The organism is Hymenobacter caeli (genome assembly GCF_013294115.1).
Lineage (GTDB): Bacteria > Bacteroidota > Bacteroidia > Cytophagales > Hymenobacteraceae > Hymenobacter > Hymenobacter caeli.
In genome coordinates, this window is sequence record NZ_JABSNP010000006.1 from 155,560 (window position 1) to 175,952 (window position 20,393).

Annotated in this window: 16 protein-coding genes; 9 read left to right on the plus strand and 7 right to left on the minus strand. The window is 66.1% G+C overall.

Going from position 1 to position 20,393, the window contains the following annotated elements; genetic code table 11:
* Window position 1: 1 nt before the first annotated feature.
* The 6 genes from uvrA (at window position 2) to HNP98_RS08540 (ending at window position 8,425) form a co-directional block, all read left to right on the plus strand.
* Complete coding sequence (gene uvrA / locus HNP98_RS08515; protein ID WP_246275042.1) at window positions 2–3,046, plus strand: excinuclease ABC subunit UvrA; 3,045 nt, start codon at window positions 2–4, stop codon at window positions 3,044–3,046.
* Between the two features lie 170 nt (window positions 3,047–3,216).
* Window positions 3,217–4,557, plus strand: coding sequence for a Fic family protein (locus HNP98_RS08520; RefSeq protein ID WP_173809634.1), 1,341 nt, complete (start codon window positions 3,217–3,219; stop codon window positions 4,555–4,557).
* 223 nt (window positions 4,558–4,780) lie between these two features.
* Window positions 4,781–5,305, plus strand: coding sequence for an RNA polymerase sigma factor (locus HNP98_RS08525; protein ID WP_246275043.1), 525 nt, complete (start codon window positions 4,781–4,783; stop codon window positions 5,303–5,305).
* Window positions 5,302–5,994, plus strand: coding sequence for a hypothetical protein (locus tag HNP98_RS08530; protein WP_173809636.1), 693 nt, complete (start codon window positions 5,302–5,304; stop codon window positions 5,992–5,994). Before HNP98_RS08525 ends, HNP98_RS08530 begins: the two co-directional genes overlap by 4 nt.
* Window positions 5,991–6,932 carry a hypothetical protein gene (locus HNP98_RS08535; RefSeq protein WP_173809637.1) on the plus strand — a complete coding sequence of 314 codons (942 nt, stop codon included), beginning with the start codon at window positions 5,991–5,993 and terminating at the stop codon, window positions 6,930–6,932. Before HNP98_RS08530 ends, HNP98_RS08535 begins: the two co-directional genes overlap by 4 nt.
* A 20-nt stretch (window positions 6,933–6,952) precedes the next feature.
* The gene (locus HNP98_RS08540) at window positions 6,953–8,425 is read left to right on the plus strand and encodes a hypothetical protein (RefSeq protein ID WP_173809638.1); all 1,473 of its coding nucleotides are present in this window, start codon (window positions 6,953–6,955) and stop codon (window positions 8,423–8,425) included.
* 28 nt (window positions 8,426–8,453) lie between these two features.
* Here the strand turns inward: HNP98_RS08540 and HNP98_RS08545 are convergent, their stop codons facing one another.
* The 7 genes from HNP98_RS08545 to queA all read right to left on the minus strand — a co-directional run bounded on the left by HNP98_RS08545 (window position 8,454) and on the right by queA (window position 17,233).
* Window positions 8,454–9,158 carry a TMEM175 family protein gene (locus HNP98_RS08545; protein WP_173809639.1) on the minus strand — a complete coding sequence of 235 codons (705 nt, stop codon included), beginning with the start codon at window positions 9,156–9,158 and terminating at the stop codon, window positions 8,454–8,456.
* A 48-nt stretch (window positions 9,159–9,206) separates the two neighbouring features.
* Window positions 9,207–12,878, minus strand: a complete 3,672-nt coding sequence (locus HNP98_RS08550) for a hypothetical protein (protein WP_173809640.1) — start codon at window positions 12,876–12,878, stop codon at window positions 9,207–9,209.
* 170 nt (window positions 12,879–13,048) lie between these two features.
* Window positions 13,049–13,669 (minus strand): DUF4142 domain-containing protein, encoded by a 621-nt coding sequence (locus tag HNP98_RS08555; protein WP_173809641.1) that lies wholly within the window; start codon window positions 13,667–13,669, stop codon window positions 13,049–13,051.
* A 107-nt stretch (window positions 13,670–13,776) separates the two neighbouring features.
* On the minus strand, window positions 13,777–14,376 hold the full coding sequence (locus HNP98_RS08560; RefSeq protein WP_173809642.1) for a DUF4142 domain-containing protein: 600 nt from the start codon (window positions 14,374–14,376) through the stop codon (window positions 13,777–13,779).
* Window positions 14,377–14,457: 81 nt separating this feature from the next.
* Complete coding sequence (locus HNP98_RS08565; protein WP_173809643.1) at window positions 14,458–15,258, minus strand: enoyl-CoA hydratase-related protein; 801 nt, start codon at window positions 15,256–15,258, stop codon at window positions 14,458–14,460.
* A gap of 78 nt (window positions 15,259–15,336) precedes the next feature.
* Entirely contained in the window at window positions 15,337–16,050 is a 714-nt protein-coding gene (locus HNP98_RS08570) for a 2-C-methyl-D-erythritol 4-phosphate cytidylyltransferase (protein ID WP_246275044.1), read from the minus strand.
* 133 nt (window positions 16,051–16,183) lie between these two features.
* Window positions 16,184–17,233 (minus strand): tRNA preQ1(34) S-adenosylmethionine ribosyltransferase-isomerase QueA, encoded by a 1,050-nt coding sequence (gene queA, locus HNP98_RS08575; protein WP_173809644.1) that lies wholly within the window; start codon window positions 17,231–17,233, stop codon window positions 16,184–16,186.
* A gap of 168 nt (window positions 17,234–17,401) precedes the next feature.
* Here queA and HNP98_RS08580 point away from each other — a divergent pair, with 168 nt between their 5' ends.
* The 3 genes from HNP98_RS08580 to HNP98_RS08590 all read left to right on the plus strand — a co-directional run bounded on the left by HNP98_RS08580 (window position 17,402) and on the right by HNP98_RS08590 (window position 20,065).
* Complete coding sequence (locus HNP98_RS08580) at window positions 17,402–18,661, plus strand: ABC transporter permease (RefSeq protein ID WP_173809645.1); 1,260 nt, start codon at window positions 17,402–17,404, stop codon at window positions 18,659–18,661.
* 177 nt (window positions 18,662–18,838) lie between these two features.
* Window positions 18,839–19,318 (plus strand): D-glycero-beta-D-manno-heptose 1-phosphate adenylyltransferase, encoded by a 480-nt coding sequence (gene rfaE2, locus HNP98_RS08585; protein ID WP_173809646.1) that lies wholly within the window; start codon window positions 18,839–18,841, stop codon window positions 19,316–19,318.
* A gap of 78 nt (window positions 19,319–19,396) precedes the next feature.
* The gene (locus tag HNP98_RS08590; RefSeq protein ID WP_173809647.1) at window positions 19,397–20,065 is read left to right on the plus strand and encodes a zinc metallopeptidase; all 669 of its coding nucleotides are present in this window, start codon (window positions 19,397–19,399) and stop codon (window positions 20,063–20,065) included.
* Window positions 20,066–20,393: the final 328 nt, after the last annotated feature.

Below are 20,393 nucleotides of genomic sequence, written 5' to 3' on the forward strand. Positions count from 1 at the left end.
CATGGCCAAAAAATCACCGGCTACTCCCGTCGCTACCGTACCCAAACCGGCCGCCGCCGCGCTGAAAAAACAATTGGAAGGCACTGCCACCGAGGCCGCCGCGGCCCGGGGCAGCCAGCCCAGCGCCGCCGGCCTGGCCGTGGCCGCGCAGCACCAAACCCCCGACACCCTGCCGCCCACCACGGCCGCCGCCCCCGGCGGCCCGGCGGTGTTCGACGTGCCCTACATCGAGGTGTACGGGGCCCGCGAGCACAACCTCAAAAACGTGTCGGTGCGCATCCCGCGCAACCAGTTGGTGGTGTTCACGGGCATCTCGGGCTCGGGCAAGAGCAGCTTGGCCTTCGACACGATTTACGCCGAGGGGCAGCGGCGCTACATGGAAACGTTTTCGGCCTACGCCCGCAGCTTCATGGGGGGCCTGGAGCGGCCCGACGTGGACAAAATAGAAGGCCTCTCGCCGGTTATCAGCATCGAGCAGAAAACGACCTCGCGCAACCCGCGCTCCACGGTGGGTACCATCACGGAGATTTACGATTTCCTGCGCTTGCTCTACGCCCGCACGGCCGAAGCCTTCAGCTACGCGACGGGCGAGAAGATGATTCGGCAGAGCGACGACCAGATTATCAACTACATCCTGCGGCACTTCGACGGCAAGAAGCTCGTGGTGCTGGCCCCCGTGGTGAAGGGCCGCAAGGGCCACTACCGCGAAGATTTCCAGAAGATTGCCAAGCTGGGCTTCACCAAGGTGCGCGTCGACGGCGAGCTGCTCGACATCACGGCCAAGATGCAGGTGGACCGCTACAAAATCCACGACATCGAAATTGTCATCGACCGGCTGGTGGTGAAGGAGGAAGACCGGTTCCGCCTCTCCGGCTCGGTGCAGAACGCGCTGACGCACGGCAAGGGCACCATGCTCGTGCTCGACCCCGACGGCAAGGGCGAGCGGGCCAAGCCGCAGTTTTTCTCGCGCTTCCTGATGGACCCCGCCACCGGCATCGCCTACGACGACCCGGCGCCCAACACGTTCAGCTTCAACTCGCCCTACGGGGCCTGCCCCACCTGCCACGGCCTGGGCGAGGTGCAGGAAATCACGGAGGACGCCGTGCTGCCCGACCGCAAGCTCAGCATCAGCCGCGGCGGTATTGCGCCGCTGGGCGAGTACCGCGACATCTGGATTTTCCAACAGCTCCAGGGCATCCTCAAAAAGCACAAGGCCACCCTGAACACGCCCCTCGACAAGCTGCCCGAGGAGCTGCTCACCCGCCTGCTGCACGGCATCACGGAGGACGAGGCCGACGACCGCAAAAGCGTGTACACCGAGCCCTTTGAGGGCCTCATCCCGTTCCTGCGCCGGCAGATGGACTCGGAATCCGACAACATCCGCGAGTGGATTGCCCAGTACGCCCAGGCCCAGCCCTGCCCCGAGTGCCACGGCTACCGCCTCAAGAAGGAAAGCCTGCACTTTAAAATGGCCGGCAAGCACATCGGCGAGCTGTCCACGATGGACCTGACGGAGCTGGCCGCTTGGTTCGAGGGCCTGGAAGAACGCCTCACCGAGCGCCAGAACGTCATCGGCCGCGAGCTGTTGAAGGAGATTCGCAAGCGCATCGGCTTCCTGCTCGAAGTGGGCTTAGACTACCTGAACCTGCACCGCCCGGTGCGCACGCTCAGCGGCGGCGAGAGCCAGCGCATCCGCCTCGCCACCCAGATTGGCACCCAGCTCGTGGGCGTGCTCTACATCATGGACGAGCCCAGCATTGGCCTGCACCAGCGCGACAACGAGCGGCTAATCAAAGCCTTGCAGCACCTGCGCGACATCGGCAACTCGGTGATTGTGGTGGAGCACGACAAGGACATGATCCTGCACGCCGACTTCGTGCTCGACATCGGGCCCGGGGCCGGCATCCACGGCGGCCACATCGTGGCCCACGGCACGCCGCAGGAAATCCTGGGCTCCGGCTCGCTCACCTCGCAGTACCTCAGCGGGCAGAAGCACATCGAGCTGCAAAAGAAAAAGCGCAAGGGCGAGGGCACCGAGCTGGTGCTGAAAGGCGCAAAAGGCAACAACCTCAAAAACGTGACCCTGAAAGTGCCCTTGGGCAAGCTCACGGCCGTCACGGGGGTGAGCGGGTCGGGCAAGAGCACGCTCATCCACGACACGCTGTACCCGATTCTCAACCAGCACTTCTTCAACGCCAAGCGCGAGCCGCTGGCCTACGGCACCATCGAAGGGCTGGAGCTGCTCGACAAGGTAATTGAGGTGGACCAGTCGCCCATCGGCCGCACGCCGCGCTCGAACCCAGCGACTTACACCGGCGTGATGACGGAAATCCGCAGCTTGTTTTCGGAGATGCCGGAGGCGAAAATCCGGGGCTACGGGCCCGGGCGCTTCTCGTTCAATGTGAAGGGCGGGCGCTGCGAAACCTGCGAGGGGGCGGGCATCCGCACCATCGAGATGAACTTCCTGCCCGACGTGCACGTGCCCTGCGAAACCTGCAAGGGCCGCCGCTACAACCGCGAAACCCTGGAGGTGCGCTTCAAGGGCAAGTCCATCACCGACGTGCTCGACATGACGGTGGAAAAGGCGGTGGACTTCTTCGAGTTCCAGCCCCGCATCGTGCGCAAGATTCGGACCCTCAACGACGTGGGCCTCGGCTACCTCACCCTGGGCCAGCAGGCCACCACGCTGTCCGGCGGCGAGGCCCAGCGCGTGAAGCTGGCCACCGAGCTGGGCAAAAAAGACACCGGCAAGACGTTCTACATCCTCGACGAGCCCACCACCGGCCTGCACTTCGAGGACATCAACCACCTCGCCGCCGTGCTCCAGAAGCTGGCCGACAAGGGCAACACCGTCCTCATCATCGAGCACAACCTGGACCTGATCAAAGTGGCCGACCACGTCATCGACATCGGGCCCGAGGGCGGCGGGGGCGGCGGCAACATCGTGGCCCAGGGCACGCCCGAGCAGGTAGCCAAGAGCGGCAAAGGCCACACCAGCCGCTTCCTGGCCGAGGAGTTGCGCACGAGCAAGTACGCCACCGCGTAGCAGGATTGGTTGACAAGGAAAAGCCCGATAACGTCACAGTTGTCGGGCCTTTTTTGCTCTAGACTTTATATACAGCCTAACTTAAATGTTATGCTCAACGCAGCAATGGCCGCATTACTTATGCAATCAAAAGAAATTGGTAGCTTTTAGTAATGCTTTTACATTTGCATATGAGCCTACCCGAGTTACCACCTACTGCCTCTGATTTAGCAGCTATTGCCCCCGAGAGAATTGCCGCTTGCCTGCTTGAGCCGGTTCTTGTAGAGGCCATTGGTAAGATAAATGATCAGTATTTTTATTGGTCTGAGATGCGCCGACGCCTGTTGCCTGCTGGCACAGATGCAGTGCTGCTGTGGCAGGTAGCACGGCAACTGCGTAGACAATCTGCTTGGAAATGGACTTGGAAAAGCGGGTCGGAGCAATGGCATTTCAGCTATAATTTGCCCAAGTCTTTGCAGCAAGTGCTGTATGCACTCGATGAGCAACTGGGCGGTGAGCGCCGCTCAGTACAATCGTTGCTCACGGGCACCGAGCGCCAGCATCTATTGGTAAATGCGCGCATGGAAGAAGCCATTGCTTCGAGCCAGATGGAAGGGGCTAGTACTACGCGCGAAGCCGCGAAGCAATTGTTGCGTGCTCGGCGCAAGCCCTTAAATAAGTCGGAGCGCATGATTGTCAACAATTATCAGACCATGCGGCATCTTCAGGACAGCATTCACCGTCCGCTGAGTATTGAAAGTCTGTTGGAAATTCAAGCGTTAGTAACACACGGTACCCTCGATGCACCGCATCAAGTCGGTCAGTTGCGTACAAACGACAACATCTCCGTAGTAGACCACAGCACCAGTGAGGTGGTTCATTATCCCCCTGGGTGTCAGCATTTGCCCGCTCTCCTCACTCAACTGTGCGACTTTGCTAACGCTAGTGATGCAACTCATCACCCGTTAGTAGCAGCTTGCCTGCTTCATTTTTTAATAGGCTTTATTCATCCATTTGTTGATGGAAATGGACGAACCGCACGGGCTGTTTTCTACTGGTACTTGCTTAGGCGAAATTATTGGCTAGTAGAATACATGCCGCTGTCGCGCATCATCAAGCGGTCAGCCGTGCAGTACGGCCGGGCTTATCTATTTACAGAAGCTGATGACAATGACATTACCTACTTTATCAAGTATCATCTGCACGTTCTGGCGCAAGCGTATGCCGACTTACAGGAGTATGTAGCCCGGCAGAAACAGCAGGTGTACCAAACTCGCCAACTGTTGCTGACCGGATTGAATGGGCGTCAGATTCAGATAGTACAGTGGCTACGCGATAAGCCTGAAACCACCCTGACAATTCGGGACGTGCAACACCGATTCGGAGTGGTATACGACACGGCCCGCACCGACCTGATGCACCTCGAAAAACTGGGCTTGCTGGACAAGCGCCGCGAAGGCAAAGTCAAGATTCTGTATCTGCGCGCGGAGAACTTTGACGAAGTGGTAGCTGGGTTGAAGGGCGGCCGGTGATGGCCAACCACGCCGCCGAATTAGGGCCCCAAAGCCCCTAATGGCCATGCGCCGCTAAATTTATTTCCTGGGAAAGCCCGTTGTGTGCCGCGCAGCGGGCTTTTTGTGGGAAATGGGGCCTCGGCGAAAAAAATATTTGCCCGGTCAACCAACCTTTCTTGCGCCGCCCGGCACTTTGGGCCAACGAATAAGAAAACGGTCCGTGCCCGACTCGCCGCCCCACTTGCTTGCCGAAGAACAGCACCTGCTGGCGGGCTGCCTGGCCCAGGACCGCCAGGCGCAGTACCGCCTGTACCAGCAGTACAAGACGGCCATGTTTTCCTCGGCCCTGCGGATTCTGGGCGATAGGGCCCTGGCGCAGGACGCGCTCCAGGAAGCCTTCGTGGAAGTGTTCCAGCACTTGGCCGACTTCCGGCAGCAGTCGACGCTGGGGGCCTGGGTGAAGACCATCGTGGTGCGGCGGGCCTTGCGCACGCTGCGCCGCGAGCAGCGCATGGAAGTGTACGACCAGGACCGCCACCCCGAACCCCTGGTGGCCTGGCACGACAACCTCACCGGCGAGGCCCTGGACAAGGCCATCGGCGAGCTGCCGGCCGGCTACCGGGCCGTGTTCTGCCTGGTGGAGGTGGAAGGCTACGCCCACCGCGAGGTGGCCGGGCTGCTCGGCATCAGCGAAGGCACCAGCAAGTCGCAACTCTACCACGCCAAGCGCCTGCTGCAACGCAAACTTCAGTTCCTCTACGAATGAGCCAGACCCCCGAAACGCCCGAACCCGGCGAATCCAACCTGCGGCGGGCCCTGCACCAGTTGCCCGCCCACGCGCCCGACCCGGCCACCTGGTCGCGCGTTGAAGCCCTGCTGGCGGTTGACGCCGCCCTGGCGCGGGCCGTGCCCGCCCTGCCCGTCCACGCGCCCGACGCCGCCGTGTGGGGCGCCATTGTCGCGCAGCTGGATGCGACCGGCGCCCCCGACGCGCCCGTGGCCCAACCGGCCGCGCCGGCGGTGGTGCGGCCCCTGTGGCCCGCCCGCGCCGTGCGCCGCGTGCTGGCCGTGGCGGCCAGCGTGCTGTTGCTGCTGGGCGCGTGGTGGCAGCTGCGGCCCGTCGCCCTGGTGCCGGCCGCGCCGCACGAAACGCTGACGTTCAGCGAAGAGGAAAGCGGGGCCCCGCTGCCCGCGCCGCTGCCGGGCCCCGACCCGCTGGAGCGGCAAGGCCTGGCGTTCATCGATGCCCATTGCTCGTCGCTGCCCGCGGTGTGCGGGTCGGGCCAGTTTTGCTCGCTGCGCACGCAGCTGGCGGAACTGGAAACCCAGGAAACGCAGCTGCGCCAAGACGCCCGCCGCTTCGGCGCGTCGCCGGAGCTGCTGCGTGAGCAGGCGCGGCTCGTCCGCCTGAAAGCCACCGTTACCCGCGAACTGGTTCAACTCCTTATCTCATGAAGCAGCTCATTCGTTCGGCCCGGGGCCGCTGGCAATCGGGGGCCCTGGCCGTGCTGCTGGGGCTGCTGGCGCTGCCCGCCGCGCAGGCCCAGCAGCGGGTGCAGGTCGTGGCCCGCACCTTGGAGCAAAGCTGGAGCTGCCCGCCCGGCCGGGTGGTGCGCATCCGGGCGGAAAAAGCCAGCGTGCAAGTGCGCGGCTGGGACCGGCCCACGGTGCAGGTCACGCTGCGGCTCAGCGCCCGCCACCCCGAGCGGGCCGTGGCCGAGCAGGACCTGCCCGTGGCGCAGTACCGCCTCGAACAAAACGGCAACGTGCTGGACCTCGTCAACCTGTTTGTGCTGCCCGCCGGGGCCCCCGCCGTGCGCAGCGACCTGCGCGCCGAGTACACCGTGTGGATGCCCGCCGGCAACCCCCTGCAAGTGGTGAACGCCTACGGCCAAACCGAGCTGGCCGACCTCACGGGCCGGCTGACGCTGGAGCAGAGCTTCGGCCAGATTACGCTGCGCAACCTGCGCGGCACCCTCGCCGCCACCGCCCGCTACGCCGACCTGACGGCCACCAACGTGCAGGCCGATTTCACCTGCCAGGCCAACCGGTCGGCGGTGCAGCTGCTGGGGCTGGGAGGCAGCTGCTTTGTGCGCAACTACTACGGCAGCGTGCGGGTGCAGCCCACGCCGGACTTGCGCCAGCTGACGGTGGAAGCCGACCGCACGGAGGTCGTCATCAGCGCCCCGCAGCCCGAGCGGTTCGCCTACCAGCTCAGCGTGCAGCAGGGGGCCCTGGCCGTGCCGCTGGCCTACGCCGCCGCCAAAAAAGGCAGCGCCAGCCGCGCCTCGCTAACGACGGCCCCGGCCAGCCCGCCGCGCCCCTTGGTGCGGGTAAGCACGTCCTACGCGTCCCTGACTTTGCAAATGCAGCTCCTTTCGACGCAATTCTAATCTTTCTACATTTCCTTTCCATGCCTGATTTCTACTGCTTTCGGGGCCGGCACCTGCTGCTCGGGGTTGGCCTTGGCCTGCTGGTGAGCACCACGTTTGGTACCGCCGCCCAAACCCTGCCAGCCGATGCCCCGCGCCTCCACTACAGCGAAGAAGTGGCCACCCCGCCGACCACCGCCCCGCCGCTGCGGGTGCAGCGGGAAGAGCGCAGCCTGTGGAAGCTGGGGCTGAACAACTTCCTGCCCGGGGCCCGCACGTTTGGGCCCAACGCGTACTACACGCGCTACGGCCTGCACCTGGCCTACGAGCGCCGCCTGGGCCGCCCCGGCTGGTCGGTGCTGGGCGAAGTGAGCCCGGCCGTTACCCACTTCCGCCTCGGCCCCGGCGGCCCCTTGCAGCAGGGCCTGAGCGTGCGGGCCCAGGTAGCCGGCCGCTACTACTACAACCAGGAGCGGCGCCTGCGCCAGGGGCGCCGGTCCGGCAATTTTTTGGCCAATTACGTCTCCGTGGCCCTGGGGGCCGGCCTGGGCCGGAGCGCGCACGAAACGCCTTTCTACCAGTTTGCGCTGCCCCGCGGGGGCGTGGCCGCGGCCGATGCGGCCGTGCTCTACGGCTTGCAGCGCCGCCTGGGCCGCTACGGTTTCGTGGATGCTAACCTGGGCGTAACCACATTGCTGTCATCGTCTTCGGGCATCAGCAGCGTGGACCTGAGCGGCAGCCTGCGCGTGGGCCTGACGCTGGGGGCCCCGCCCGAACTTTACGCGCCACGGCTCGTGCCCGCCGGCGAAGTGGTGACGTTGCGGCCGCGGTTTTACGTGGGAGCCGAGGCAGGCCTGTACGATTACCGGCTACGTTACCCCGAACAGAATCCCTACCCGGAATCGGTGGTGAAAACTTCTCCCGGAGAGACGCAAACCACTAACTATCCGGCGTTCTCCGGGCGTGGTTTCGGCACTTATAGCCAAACCATTGCGTGCGCGCAGCTGCCTTACCTGTACGTGGGCTACTACGTAGCCCCGCGCCTGGCCGTGCAGCTCGGCGTGCAGCGCGAAGCCAACACCAATCGGAAGTACGGCACTTTTTTCGATACGCCCCAAGGCACCTTTGTAGTCCCCAACTGGGTCGATAGCCGGCGCGACCTGGCCGTGCCCGTGCTGCTGCGCTACTCGCTCGTCGCTTCTTTTCTGCGCCGGTTGCAACTCGACGCGCTGGGGGGCCTGGTGCCCGTGTGGTCGTCAGAAGATTTTCGGGAATACCAGATTGTCAACCGCCAAACCACCGGCCAGGAGACGTTCGGGTTTCAGCGCAGCACCTTTGGCCTGCACGCCGCCGCGGGGCTGGCGGCCAGCTACGGGTTCGGCCGCCGCCAGCGGGTGCAAGTCACGGCCGAAGGCGTCGTCAACAAAGACCTGCGCACCGTTTTCCGCGACGGCCGGGAAGATTTGCAAGGCGGCGCCAGCGTGGGCCTGCGCTACCGGTTCGGCTACCGGTAGCGCAGCCTCCGCCGCATCAAAAAGACGCTCAGTGGGTGGCTGTTTGGGGCGCCAGCCGGGCTTCGTGCAGAGCCTGCAGCCGGCGGTAGCGGTGCCGGTGCAGCCGGGAAAGCGGGATGGTAACCAGCAACAGGAAGGGCGTGAAATAATTCAGTACGCTGTCGTGTGCCACGAACTGCATGACCAGCAGCGCTAGCAGGAAACCCGACGCCGGCACCAGGGGCCGCCACCAGTCCAGGTCGGGGTGGGTGGCGTCGGCGGGGCGGATGAGGCCGTGGGCCGGATTGGCCAGGTAGCGCATTAGCCACACCTGCGCCAGGGCCGCCAGCGTGATGTTAGCGGCGTAAACGGCAAAGGGGGCCCTCACGGTGGCGTACGAGCTGAACAGCCCCGACGAAAATGGCATCAGCACAATAAAAAGTAAAAACAATGTATTGAGCCACAGCAGCTTGCCGTCGTAGTTGCGCAAAAAGCGGAAAATGCGGTGGTGCGCCATCCAGTACAGGGCAATGACGGCAAACCCCGTCAGGAAGCCGATGAACTTGGGTATCAGCCGTACCAGTTGCTGCCAAACCTGGTCGTCGGTGGGCCGGCCTTCCATTTCCGGGAGCTTGATTTCGATGGCCAGCAGCGTGATGGCAATGGCAAACACGGCGTCGGTAAACAGAATCAGCCGCTCGATTTGAAATTCGGTGCGGTCGTGGTGAACCAAAATGGTGTCGTGGTGGGGCATAGCAAACGGGCCGGATGGGGTTACTAAAATAAGGCCGCCGGGCGCCAATCAGTCGTCCGCCGCCGCTTCCGGGGCCCCGGTCCCCGCAAACCGCGCCTTGAAGCGGGCGTACAGCGCGTTCATGCCCAACAGGAGCAGGCCCATGAAAATGAAGACGATGGCCCGCGTGACGGTGCCGCTCTGGCTGAGGTCGAAAAACACCAGCCGCACCAGGCAGCCGAGCATGCCGGCCAGGGCCCCGTAGCGCAGGTCTTGCCGGCGCAGCAGCAGGCTGGTGCTGAACACGGCCACGACTTCCAGCATCAGCAGCACGGTGAGCACCGAGCGGTCGAACGACTGGATGAGCAGCAGCGCGAGGGCCCCGAACGCGGGGTAGAGCAGCCAGGCTTCGAGCTGGCGGCGCGTGGGCCGGGCCAGCCGGGACCAGGCCGGCGGCAGGTCGGCGAAGGGCGCGTTGCCCACGCGCAGGCCCAGCCCCACGTACCCAAACAGCAAGCCCACGGCGGCGGCAATCACCCACCAATCGAGGCTAAGCAGCTGGCCGGGCGCGACGTAGCGCAGGCACGCGGCGCTGGCGGTGGCCGCCGCCAGCCAGTAGTAGAGCCGCCCGTAGAGGCCCAGCCGCCGGAAGCGGGCCGGCAGCCCGGCCGCCGCCCGGGTGAGGGCCAGCGCGGCGGCCGCCCACAGCAGCGGCAGCCAAGGCGTGCGCACGTGGTGGGCCAGCGTGGCGGTGCCAAACAGCAGCGCCGCCTCGGGCAGCCACGGGTGCAGCACGCGCCACGAGCGGTACACCGGCGCCGTGGCCGGCGGCCGGGCCGCCGCCAGGGCCCCCAGCAACCCGAATAGTAAGGCCGCCGTGAAATACTCGGCGGGCTGTCCGAAGAAGGTTTCGGCGCGGGCCAGCAGCCAGCCGTGGGCCAGCAGGCTGCCCGCCAGCAGCCAGTAGCCCAGGTGCAGCAGGTAGCGGTCGGGCTGGCCGGCGCGGGCTACGGCGGCCGCGTCGGCCAGGGTAAGCCGCCACGCCAGGGCCCCCGCGAAGGCCGCGCCCGCCAGCGCCAGCAGCCCCAGCGCGTCGTACGCCGCGTGGCCCGCCGGCACGGCGGCCCCCAGCGCCACTAGCAGGTGCAGCCCCAATAAGTACAGCCCCGGCCACCGCACAAACTGCCCGCCCGCCGGCCACCACGCGGCCCGCAGGCTCACCAGCGGCACGGCCAGCGTGGGCAGCAGGTACAGCAGCGCCGGGCCCGCGCCGAGCGCCCGCGCCGGCAGCAGCACGTGGCCCCATTGCAGCACCAGGTAGCCGGTGCCCGCCAGGGCCAGCCCGGCCCACAGGCCCGGCGCGGGCACCCGCATCCGCAGGTACAGCAAGGCCCCCAGCAGCCCGGCCACTGCCCAGCCCGCCCACGGCCGCGCGTACACCAGCGCGCCCGCGCCCAGCAGCAGCCAGCCAATGGCCAGGCCCAGCGCCGGCACCCGGGCCGCCGCGCTCAGCGGCAACCCGGCGTATTCGGGGGCGTTGGCGGTGCGCGGCCACCACTGCCGGCGCGCCTGGTACGCCAGCGTGAGCCCGGCCGCGGCCAGCCCCAGCCCGGCCCGGCCCAGGGGCCCCGGGGCCCCCGGCGAGGTGTAGCGCAGCAGCAGCGGCAGGAGCAGGGCTTGCAGTACCAGCAGGTAGGTTTGGGCGTGCAGCAGGCCGTCGTCCGCCGGGCGGCCGTGCAACTGGCCGGCCACCAGCAGGTTTTCGGCGTAAAGCACCAGGAATACCGCCGGCCAATTCAGGCCCGTCTCGTGCAGGCCCACCACGGCCAGCACCGCAAAAAGCTGCGCCAGTACCAACTGCTGCTGGCGCACCCAGTCGGGCGCCAGCCCGGCGGCGCGCACCCAGGCCGCCAGCCCCAGCGCCCCGCCCGCCAGCCCCAGCAGGGCCCCCAGCAGCAGCGCTACCGAGGTCGCCGGGCCGGTAAATACCACCCGCAGCAGCAGCAAGCCTGCCCCGGCTTGCAGGGCCCCGGCCAGCCCGACGAAGCTGCCCAGCAGGTCGCGGTGCCAAACGGCCGGGGCCAGCGCCGGTACCCCAGGCCCCGCGGGCACCTCGGTTGGGGCCCGGAGCAGCGGCTGGCGGTAGGTGAGCTGGGCAAACGCCAGCCCGGCCCCGCCGGCCAGGGCCAGCACCAGGGCGTCGCGGCCCAGGGCCCCGGGGCCGTTGGCCAGCGCCTGGCCGGCGGCCAGCAGCAGCAGGCCGCCGCCCGCCAGCAGGGCCCCGGCCATGGCCACGCGGTACACCAGGGCTTCGTTTTGGCGGGCCATTACCAGGGCAATCAGCAACGATTCCAGCAGCATGAACAGCAGGATGACCGACCCGGTGGCGTGCCAGCCTTGCAGCGACAGGGCCGTGGCCAGCGCCAGGATGAGCGAGAGGATGGTGTCGGTCTGGAACAGCCAGCCGATGCCCAACTGCTTGGCCCGCCGCCCGGCCCCGAACGTGAGCAGGGCCCCCAGCGCCAGCGGAATTGTCTTCCACACCGAGCCCGTGCTGTATAGGTACAGGTTGATGCCCAGGCAGGTCCAGTTCAGCACGTGGGCCGCGAAGAGCAGCGCCTCGAACTGCCGGCTGGCGTACACGCGGCGGTACTGCACCACGGCGGCCGCCGCGCCCACCAGCAGCACCAGGCCCATGGCCGCCAGCCGCAGCCCGTCGGGCAGGCTGGGCAGCTGCTGGTGCCAGTACAGGTGAAACGCGAAAAAGCTGGCGATGCTCAGCAGCAGCTGGTACCGCCACCGCTGCCGGTAGGTGATGGCGATGCCAAACGCCGTGACGCCCGCCGCCGCGCCCAGCGTGAGGGCCGTGGGCGGCAGCACCGCCAGCGCCACCAGGCTCAGCACGCCGTGCAGGGTGGCCACGGCCTCGCGGCTGGCGCGCCAGGCCAGGTACAGGTTGGCCGCCACGCCCACCAGCAGCAGCAGGTAATCGAACGGCGGGGTGGCCCAGCGCAGGCCGTCGATGCTAGCGGCCCCTACGCAGGCAAACAGAAAAATGGCCGCCGCGCTGCTCAGCAGCCAGGCGTTCAGCTGCTGGGCAAACGCCTTGGTGCGCAGCGCAAACCGGGCCCCCAGCAGCCCGCCCGCAAAGCCGCAAATCAACAGAAACCGGAACGGTGGGGCCAACCGCAAAGCGGCGTAAATGCCCAAAAAGCCCACGCCCGTCACCAGCACCACCGCCCCCAGAATACCGGTCCAGTTCTCCAGCAGCACCGCGGCCGCCCGCTCCCACCAGGTGGGCCCGGCCGGCACCGGCGGGGGCGCGGGGGCCACCTGGCGCGGCGCCGGGGCCAATGGCGCGGCCGGCAACGGCACCGCCGTTGGTACTTGCCGGGGCGGCTGCGCCGGCAGGGGCCCCGGCACGGTTTGCGCCACCGGGGCGGGCGGGCGCGCCACCGGCGGCAGCACCGGCACGGGCACCACCAGCGGCGCCACCGGGGCCGCGCCGGCCGCTGCCACCAGCGGCGCCGGGCCCCCCGCCGCCGGCGCGGCCCCACCGGTCCACGATGTGCGCATGACGGCTACTTGGTCGCGCAAGCGGTGCAGCTCGGCGTGGAGCTGCGTTTGCTCGGCTTGGCGGCGCGCCAGTTCGGCCCGCAACTCGGCCAATTGCTTGGGCAGCGACCAGTAGCGGGCCAGGGCTGCCAACGCGATAAGCAAGGCGAATAAAGCTAGATCCATGTACAGGCAGGACGGAAACAACAACGGTAATAAACTTAGCTGCCGGGCTTGGCTAAGTCCTGACGGGCAGGCCCCACCAAACGGCTAAAGTAGGGGCGGGACATAAAAAAAGCGGCCGCGAAAGTTTCGCGGCCGCTTAAGCAGAGAAGTAAGCCCAACGGGCTCGTTGCTTACATCTTCATTTTGTCGTCGGTCTTAGCCATGCTGTCGTGCTGCTGAATGGTCGGCAGCGTTTTAGAAGCGAAGGCCTTGGTGTCGGCTTGCTTGCCATTGGCAATTTCGCTTTGGAACAGGGCCACCGTCTTGTCGTGGTCGGTCACCATCTGGTCCATGTACTTTTTCTCCAGGTCGGGGCCCGACATCTTCAGCATGGCCTCGCGGATGGTTTGGTGTTCGGCGTCCATCATGCCCTTCAGCTTCACCCCGTGTGCTTTGGCAATGGGCGTTAACTCAGCACCGGCCTTGGTATGGTCGGCAATCATTTTGGTGGCGTAGGCTTTCACGGCAGCCGACGGGCTTTTCGTCAACACTATTTTGCTCAGGCCCATCTCGTTGTGGCCGCCTTCGTCAACTTTGGTGATGAACTCAGCATCGGTCACCGGGGCCATCGGGGCTGCGGCGGGCTTGGCCATGGCCGTATCGGTGTTGCTGGCTACCGGAGGGACGCTGTTTTCGGCCGGCGGCGTGGTGGCCGGCTGGTCGGTCGAAGCCGTCGAGGCTTTGTCGCCGCTGCCGCAGGAGCCAACGGCAAACAGGCCAGCGGCGAGGGCGGGAAGGAGGAGGCGTTTCATAAGTTGGTGGGAAAGAAAGTGGCAATGAATAACCGCTATACGCCAAGCCAGCGCTTAGGTTGGGGCCTACGGGCAGACTTATCCACTTCTCTGCCACACGCTTGAGCTTACTTATTCAGCACGTCTTCGGCGGCCTGGGCAGCGTCGAGCTGCTGGCCGGCAGGAGCCCCGTACTTGGCCGCGAAGGCCCGGATGTCGCCGTCGTAGGCCTCCTTTTCCATGCGCTGAAAGGCGTCGCGGTCCTGCTTTAGCGCCCGGATGGTGGTGGCCAGCAGTTTTTTGTCAAGTTCCAGCCCCGTGAGTTGGCTGGCGTCGTGGTAAGCGGCTTGCTCGTCTTTGCCCAGCGCGGCGGGCACGGCCAGTTGCTTGGCCCCCGCCAGTGTGCGCAGGGCCGCGAGCAGGTCGAGGCGGCTTTGCAGCAGCGGGGGGCCGAAGGCCCGCACGGCCACGGTGGCGGCCTTGGCCTGGGCCAGCTTGGCCAGCTCCTGCTCCAGCAAGCCGTTGCTGGCCGTTTTCACCAGGAAGTCGGCGTCGGCCTGCTGCTTTTTGGTGATGCCGGCGTCGTCGATTTTGTGCTCGTTCTGGGCTTGGGCGGCGGCCACGGGGTCGTCGGTGTTGCCGGGGCCCGACGAGCAGGCGCTGGCCAGCAAGCCGGCCAGGGCCAGCAATGGCAGCCGGGCCCGCAGGGAAACAGTAGTAAAGGGCATGGGTGGGGAGGAAAAGGAGGACGAAGCAGCCGGGGCGGCAACCGCGCCCCGGCCCCTTATACGCCAACCGCCCGCCGCCGGCTACGCGCCCCGGAACACCGGCCGGCGCTTCTCGCCGAACGCGGCCACGCCCTCGCGGTAGTCGGCCGTCTCGCCCGCAATCTGCTGGCAGTGGGCTTCGTAGTCCAGCATCTCGTCGAGGGTGGCGGCCCCGGCCTTGTTCAGCATCTGCTTAATCAGGCCGATGCTGCGGGTGGGGGCCCCGGCGTAGCGGGCCGCCAAGGCGTAGGTAGCGGCGTCGAGCTGGTCGGGGGCCACCACCTGGCTCACCAGGCCCAGGCGCAGGGCCTCCTCGGCCGACACCTTCGCGCCCAACGCGCACAGCTCGAAGGCCTTGAGGCTGCCCACCAACCGCGGCAGGAAGTACGACGAGCCCGAGTCGGGCACCAGGCCGATGTTGACGAACACCTCAATCAGCGAGGCCTCGGTGCTGGCCACCAGCGCGTCGCAGGCCAGGGCCAGCGAGCAGCCCGCCCCCGCCGCCACGCCGTTGAGGCGGGCAATGATGGGCTTGGGCAGGGCCCGCATGGCCCGGATGATGGGGTTGTAGCGCTGGTGCAGCGAATCGTAGAACGAGCGGGGCCGGCCCTCGGCGGCTTCTAGTTCCTTCGCCGCCTTCAAGTCCTGCCCCGAGCAAAAGGCCCGCCCGGCCCCGGTGAGCACCACGGCCCGCACGGCCGCGTCGCGGCCCACCTGCTTCAGGGCGTCCTGCAGCTCGTACGTCAGCGGGTCGTCGAAGGCGTTGAACACCTCGGGGCGGTTGAGGGTAATGGTGGCCACGCCGTCGGGGCGCACGTCGTAGAGCAGGCGGGTGTAGTCCAATGGGTGAACGAGAGAATGGGTGAATGAGTGAATGCAAAGAACGACACCACAATTTCCTCCATTCGTTCACCCATTCACTCACCCATTGAAAAGCGCTTCGGCAATCAGCAAGTCTTCCGGCGTGGTAATTTTTAAATTCCGGTAGTCGCCTTCCACCAGTTCCACGCGGCAGAGGTCGTCCACCACGCTGGCGTCGTCGGTGAAGGCGGGCAATTCGGGCATGGCGTAGGCGCGGCGCAGCAGGTCGATTTCGAAGGTCTGGGGCGTTTGCATCAGGCGCAGGCGGCGGCGGTTGAGGGCCGCCGAGCCGTGCTGCGAGAGGGTGCGCACCGAATCCTTGGGGGCCACGGCGGCGGCGGCGGCGGCGTGCTGCGCAGCGGCGGCGTAGGTGCGCTCCACCACGGCGGCGCTCACCAGCGGCCGCACGCCGTCGTGCACGGCCACCAGGCCCTGGGCGTGGCCGGCCAGGGCCCCCAGCCCGGCTTTCACCGAGGCCCAGCGCGTGGCCCCCCCGGCCACCAGCCGGTGCGGAATCTCAGCGCCGTGCTCTTCGCACAGGGCCCGCCAGGTGGCCAGCTGGTCGGCGGGCAGCACCACAATGATTTCGGCCACGTTCAGCGCCGGCTCGGCGAAGCGGCGCAGCGTGTGCAGCAGCACCGGCGCCCCGCGCAACAGCAGAAACTGCTTGGGCATGCCCGCGCCCATGCGCGTGCCCGTGCCCCCGGCCACGAGGATGGCGTAGCGGGGTGCAATGGGTGAAGGAGTGAAGGAGTGAACGGGTGAATGGGCCAAGGGAAGGTGCGGTTTGGGAGCGTCAACGGGTGCTTGCGCCACAAAGCAAAAGGCCCGGCCGCAAACACAGCCGAGCCTTCGCTCATTTACGCACTCAATGATTCAATCATTGCGCTTACAGAATCCATTGCGCTTACAGAATCAGCATGGCGTCGCCGTAGCTGAAAAAGCGGTACTTCTCTTTAATGGCTTCCTTGTAGGCTTCCATCAGCAGCGGGTAGCCGGCGAAGGCGGCCGTAATCATGATGAGCGTGCTCTCCGGCAGGTGCAGGTTGGTGAGCAGCGAGTTGGCGATTTTAAACTCGTAGGGCGGAAAGATGAACCGGTCGTTCCAGCCCTGGGTGGGCTTCATGCGGGCGTTGGCCGACACCGACGACTCCATGGCCCGCAGCGTGGTGGTGCCGATGGCGCACACGCGCTTCTTGGCGTCCAGGGCCTTGTTGACGATGGCGCAGGCGGGGGCCTCCACGATGAAGTTTTCCGAGTCGGTTTTGTGCTTGGTCAGGTCTTCCACGTCCACGGTGCGGAAGGTGCCCAGGCCCACGTGCAGCGTCACGGCGGCGGTTTCGATGCCCTTGATTTCCATGCGCTTCATCACCTCGCGGGTGAAGTGCAGGCCGGCGGCGGGCACGGCCACCGCGCCGATGTTCTCGGCGTAGATGGTCTGGTAGCGTTCCTTGTCGGCGGGCTCGGTTTCGCGGTGCAGCACCTCCTTCGGAATGGGCGTCTCGCCCAGCTCGTACAGGGCCTTGCGGAAGTCCTCGTCCGAGCCGTCGAACAAAAACTTGATGGTGCGCCCGCGCGAGGTGGTGTTGTCGATGACCTCGGCCACCATGTCGCTCTCGCCGAAATAAAGTTTGTTGCCCACCCGGATTTTGCGGGCCGGGTCCACCAGCACGTCCCACAGGCGCAGCTCCTTGTTCAGCTCGCGCAGCAAAAACACCTCAATCGTGGCGCCCGTTTTCTCTTTATTGCCATACATGCGGGCCGGAAACACTTTGGTGTCGTTGAGCACCATCACGTCGCCTTCGCTGAAGTAGTCGAGGATGTCTTTGAAGCCGCGGTGCTCAATCTGGCCGGTGGCGCGGTGCAACACCAGCAGGCGGCTGTCGTCGCGGTTGCGGGCCGGGTGCGTGGCAATCAGTTCCTGGGGGAGTTCAAACTTGAACTCGTGCAATTTCATGGCCATCCGGGCAGTCTTAGGGGGAAGTTAACGAAATTTGGGGAGGCAAAAGTACGGCTTTTTTCGGGAAGACCGGCCCGCGGCGCGGCAAGCCGGGGCGGGCCGCCGCTGAAAAGCCGCCGGCCCGCCCCCATCTCCTACCCGCAGCGCCCGCGCTACCTTTACTGCATGCTCGCCCTGCGCCTCACCTTCGAAAGCCTTCGTTTTGCCTGGGACGCCCTGCGGGGCAATGTGCTGCGCACCGTGCTCTCGCTGCTGGGCGTCACGGTGGGCATTTTCGCCATCATCGCCGTGTTCGCCGTCGTCGATTCGCTCGAAGCCAACGTGCGCCACAGCATGGACTTCATCGGCGACAAGGTGATTTACGTGGGCAAGTGGCCCTGGAAGTTCGACGCCACCAACCCCTGGTGGAAGTACTTCAACCGGCCCGTGCCCACCGAGCGCGAGTTTCGGGAGTTGCAGCGCCGCTTGGGGCCCAACAACAAGGGCGTGGCCATTTTCGCGGCCAGCGGCGGCAACACCCTCAAGGCGGGCACCAACTCGGTGGCCGACTGCGCCCTGCAGGGCGTGAGCTACGCGTACCGCGCCATCAGCAGCGTGCCCATCGCCGAGGGCCGCTACTTCACGCCCCAGGAGATGGACGACGCCCGTCCGGTGGCCATCCTCGGGGCCACCATCGCCGAAAACCTGTTCCCGCAGGGCCACCCGCTGGACCAGGAGTTCAAGGTGCGGGGCATGAAGTACACCGTGATTGGGGTGATGGCCAAGGAGGGCAAAAAGCTGCTCGACACGCCCAGCAACGACACCAACTGCCTGGTGCCCTACGACGCCTTCGCCAAGCTGTTCACGCTGAGCGCCACCGGCATGGGCGGCCCCAGCCCCCAGCTGGGCGTGAAGGGCCGCGACGACGACCCCGGCCTGCTGAACCTGGAGTACGAGATGCAGGGCGTGATGCGCAACCTCCGCGGCCTGCGGCCCCGCCAGGAAGACAACTTCGCCCTGAACCGCCCCGAAATGATTGCCTCGGCCATCGGCAAGCTCTTCGACATCATCGGCATCGCGGGGGCCGTCATCGGCTCGTTTGCCATTCTGGTGGGCGGCTTCGGCATCGCCAACATCATGTTCGTGTCGGTGCGCGAGCGCACCAGCATCATCGGCATCCAGAAATCGCTGGGGGCCAAAAATTACTTCATCCTCTTCCAGTTCCTGTTCGAGGCCGTGTTTTTGTGCGTGATTGGCGGCGGGCTGGGCATCGCGCTGGTCTGGCTGATAACACTGGTGCCGCAGGACGCGCTGCCGCTGTTCCTCTCGGGCGGCAACGTGGCCCTGGGCCTGCTTGTGTCGGTGGGCATCGGCATCCTGGCCGGCATCGTGCCCGCCGTCATCGCCGCCAACCTCGACCCGGTGGAGGCCATCCGGGCCAAGTAGCCGGGGCCCTGGAACGGCCCGGGCAGCCGGCGAAAAGCCGGCAGCCCGGTAATCGTTGAATCGCTGTGCTCCTGGGGGCCCTAACTGTTAGCAAACCAGCACAACGATTACCGGGCAGCCGGCGAAAAGCCGGCAGCCCGGCGCGAATGCCCCGCTTCGGAATACTTTTCATACCCTATGTGGACCAAAGATAAAATTTTGACCCTCGACCAGTTGCCTGCCACCCTAACCGGGTGGCGGGCCGCCGGCCGGCCCATCGTGTTCACCAACGGCTGCTTCGACCTGCTGCACCTGGGCCACGTCGATTACCTCGAAAAGGCCCGGCACCTGGGCGGGGCCCTGGTGGTGGGCCTGAACACCGACGCCTCCGTGGGCCGCCTCAAGCCCGGCCGGCCCTTGCAGGACGAGCAGGCGCGGGCCCGCATCCTGGCCAGCCTGGCCTTCGTGGACGCCGTGGTGCTCTTTGGCGAGCCCACCCCGCAGGCCCTCATCGAGGCCGTGCGGCCCGACGTGCTGGTGAAGGGCGACGATTACAGCATTGACGGAATTGTGGGCCACGAATTCGTGTTAAACAACGGCGGCCAGGTCCTGACCGTGCCGCTGGTGCCGGGCTACAGCACGTCGCGCATCGTCGAAAAAGTGCGGCACGGCGCGTAGCCGGTTGGGGCCCTTGTTTGCACGTAGCTGCCCGGTTCGCCAGGGCCCCCGTCATCACGCTTTTCTTAATCCATAACCATGTTTTTCTTCCTGATTCTGTTAATGCTCGTGAGCCTGGGCATCCAACAGCGGCTCCGCAGCAAGTTCAAGAAATATGCCCAGGTGGGCCTGCAATCGGGCCTCACCGGGGCCCAGATTGCCGGGCGGATGCTCGCCGACCACGGCATCACCGACGTGCGCGTCGAGAGCACCACGGGCAGCCTCACCGACCACTACAACCCGGCCACCAAAACCGTGAACCTGAGCGAGGGCGTGTACGCCGAGCGCAGCGCCGCTGCGGCCGCCGTAGCGGCCCACGAGTGCGGCCACGCCGTGCAGCACGCCACGGCCTACTCCATGCTGGCCTTTCGCTCGGCCATGGTGCCGGCCCTCAGCGCCGTGTCGCGCTTCATGCCCATGCTGCTGCTGGCGGGCGTGCTCATGCTACGCTTCAGCATCATTCCGCTGGGCTTGGGCATCGTGCTATTTGCCCTCACCACCCTGTTTTCGTTCGTCACGCTGCCCGTCGAGTTCGACGCTTCGCGCCGGGCCCTGGCCTGGATGGACCAGCGCGGCGTGGTGACCGTGCAGGAGCACGCCATGGCCAAAGACGCCCTTTGGTGGGCCGCCATGACCTACGTGGTGGCCGCCATCAGCTCGCTGGCCACGCTGCTCTATTACGCAACGATTTTTATGCGCCGTCGCTAAAAACCCGCGCGTTGGCCACTGAAAGCCGCCGCTCTGCTCGCAGGGCGGCGGCTTTTTGCGTTGGTCCCGGCCGCTGCCTAGTCCCGCGTGCTGTGGCCCTACGGTTAATGATTTTACCTTAGGGCTTGCCCAGCAGGCGCTTTTTCTGGTCCCGCCGGGGCCGCCCCCGGTAGCGCGACCAGCAACGCGGCACTAGCGGTTGTCCCGCAGGGTTTTATCGTTCTTCTACAAGCAGATATTACCGAGGCCGTCCTACCGGGCATGCCCCTGCCGGGACTAACCAGCAGCCAGTTTGCGTAAGTCTTGGGTGATGGAGGCCTGCCAAACG

Coding starts and splice junctions, on each gene's coding strand:
- HNP98_RS08545 (WP_173809639.1), bottom strand. CDS start 9,158: ATGCCCCACCACGACACCATTTTGGTTCACCACGACCGCACCGAATTT.
- HNP98_RS08560 (WP_173809642.1), bottom strand. CDS start 14,376: ATGCCCTTTACTACTGTTTCCCTGCGGGCCCGGCTGCCATTGCTGGCC.
- HNP98_RS08530 (WP_173809636.1), top strand. CDS start 5,302: ATGAGCCAGACCCCCGAAACGCCCGAACCCGGCGAATCCAACCTGCGG.
- HNP98_RS08590 (WP_173809647.1), top strand. CDS start 19,397: ATGTTTTTCTTCCTGATTCTGTTAATGCTCGTGAGCCTGGGCATCCAA.
- HNP98_RS08580 (WP_173809645.1), top strand. CDS start 17,402: ATGCTCGCCCTGCGCCTCACCTTCGAAAGCCTTCGTTTTGCCTGGGAC.
- uvrA (WP_246275042.1), top strand. CDS start 2: ATGGCCAAAAAATCACCGGCTACTCCCGTCGCTACCGTACCCAAACCG.
- HNP98_RS08520 (WP_173809634.1), top strand. CDS start 3,217: ATGAGCCTACCCGAGTTACCACCTACTGCCTCTGATTTAGCAGCTATT.
- HNP98_RS08535 (WP_173809637.1), top strand. CDS start 5,991: ATGAAGCAGCTCATTCGTTCGGCCCGGGGCCGCTGGCAATCGGGGGCC.
- HNP98_RS08550 (WP_173809640.1), bottom strand. CDS start 12,878: ATGGATCTAGCTTTATTCGCCTTGCTTATCGCGTTGGCAGCCCTGGCC.
- rfaE2 (WP_173809646.1), top strand. CDS start 18,839: ATGTGGACCAAAGATAAAATTTTGACCCTCGACCAGTTGCCTGCCACC.
- HNP98_RS08555 (WP_173809641.1), bottom strand. CDS start 13,669: ATGAAACGCCTCCTCCTTCCCGCCCTCGCCGCTGGCCTGTTTGCCGTT.
- HNP98_RS08540 (WP_173809638.1), top strand. CDS start 6,953: ATGCCTGATTTCTACTGCTTTCGGGGCCGGCACCTGCTGCTCGGGGTT.
- queA (WP_173809644.1), bottom strand. CDS start 17,233: ATGAAATTGCACGAGTTCAAGTTTGAACTCCCCCAGGAACTGATTGCC.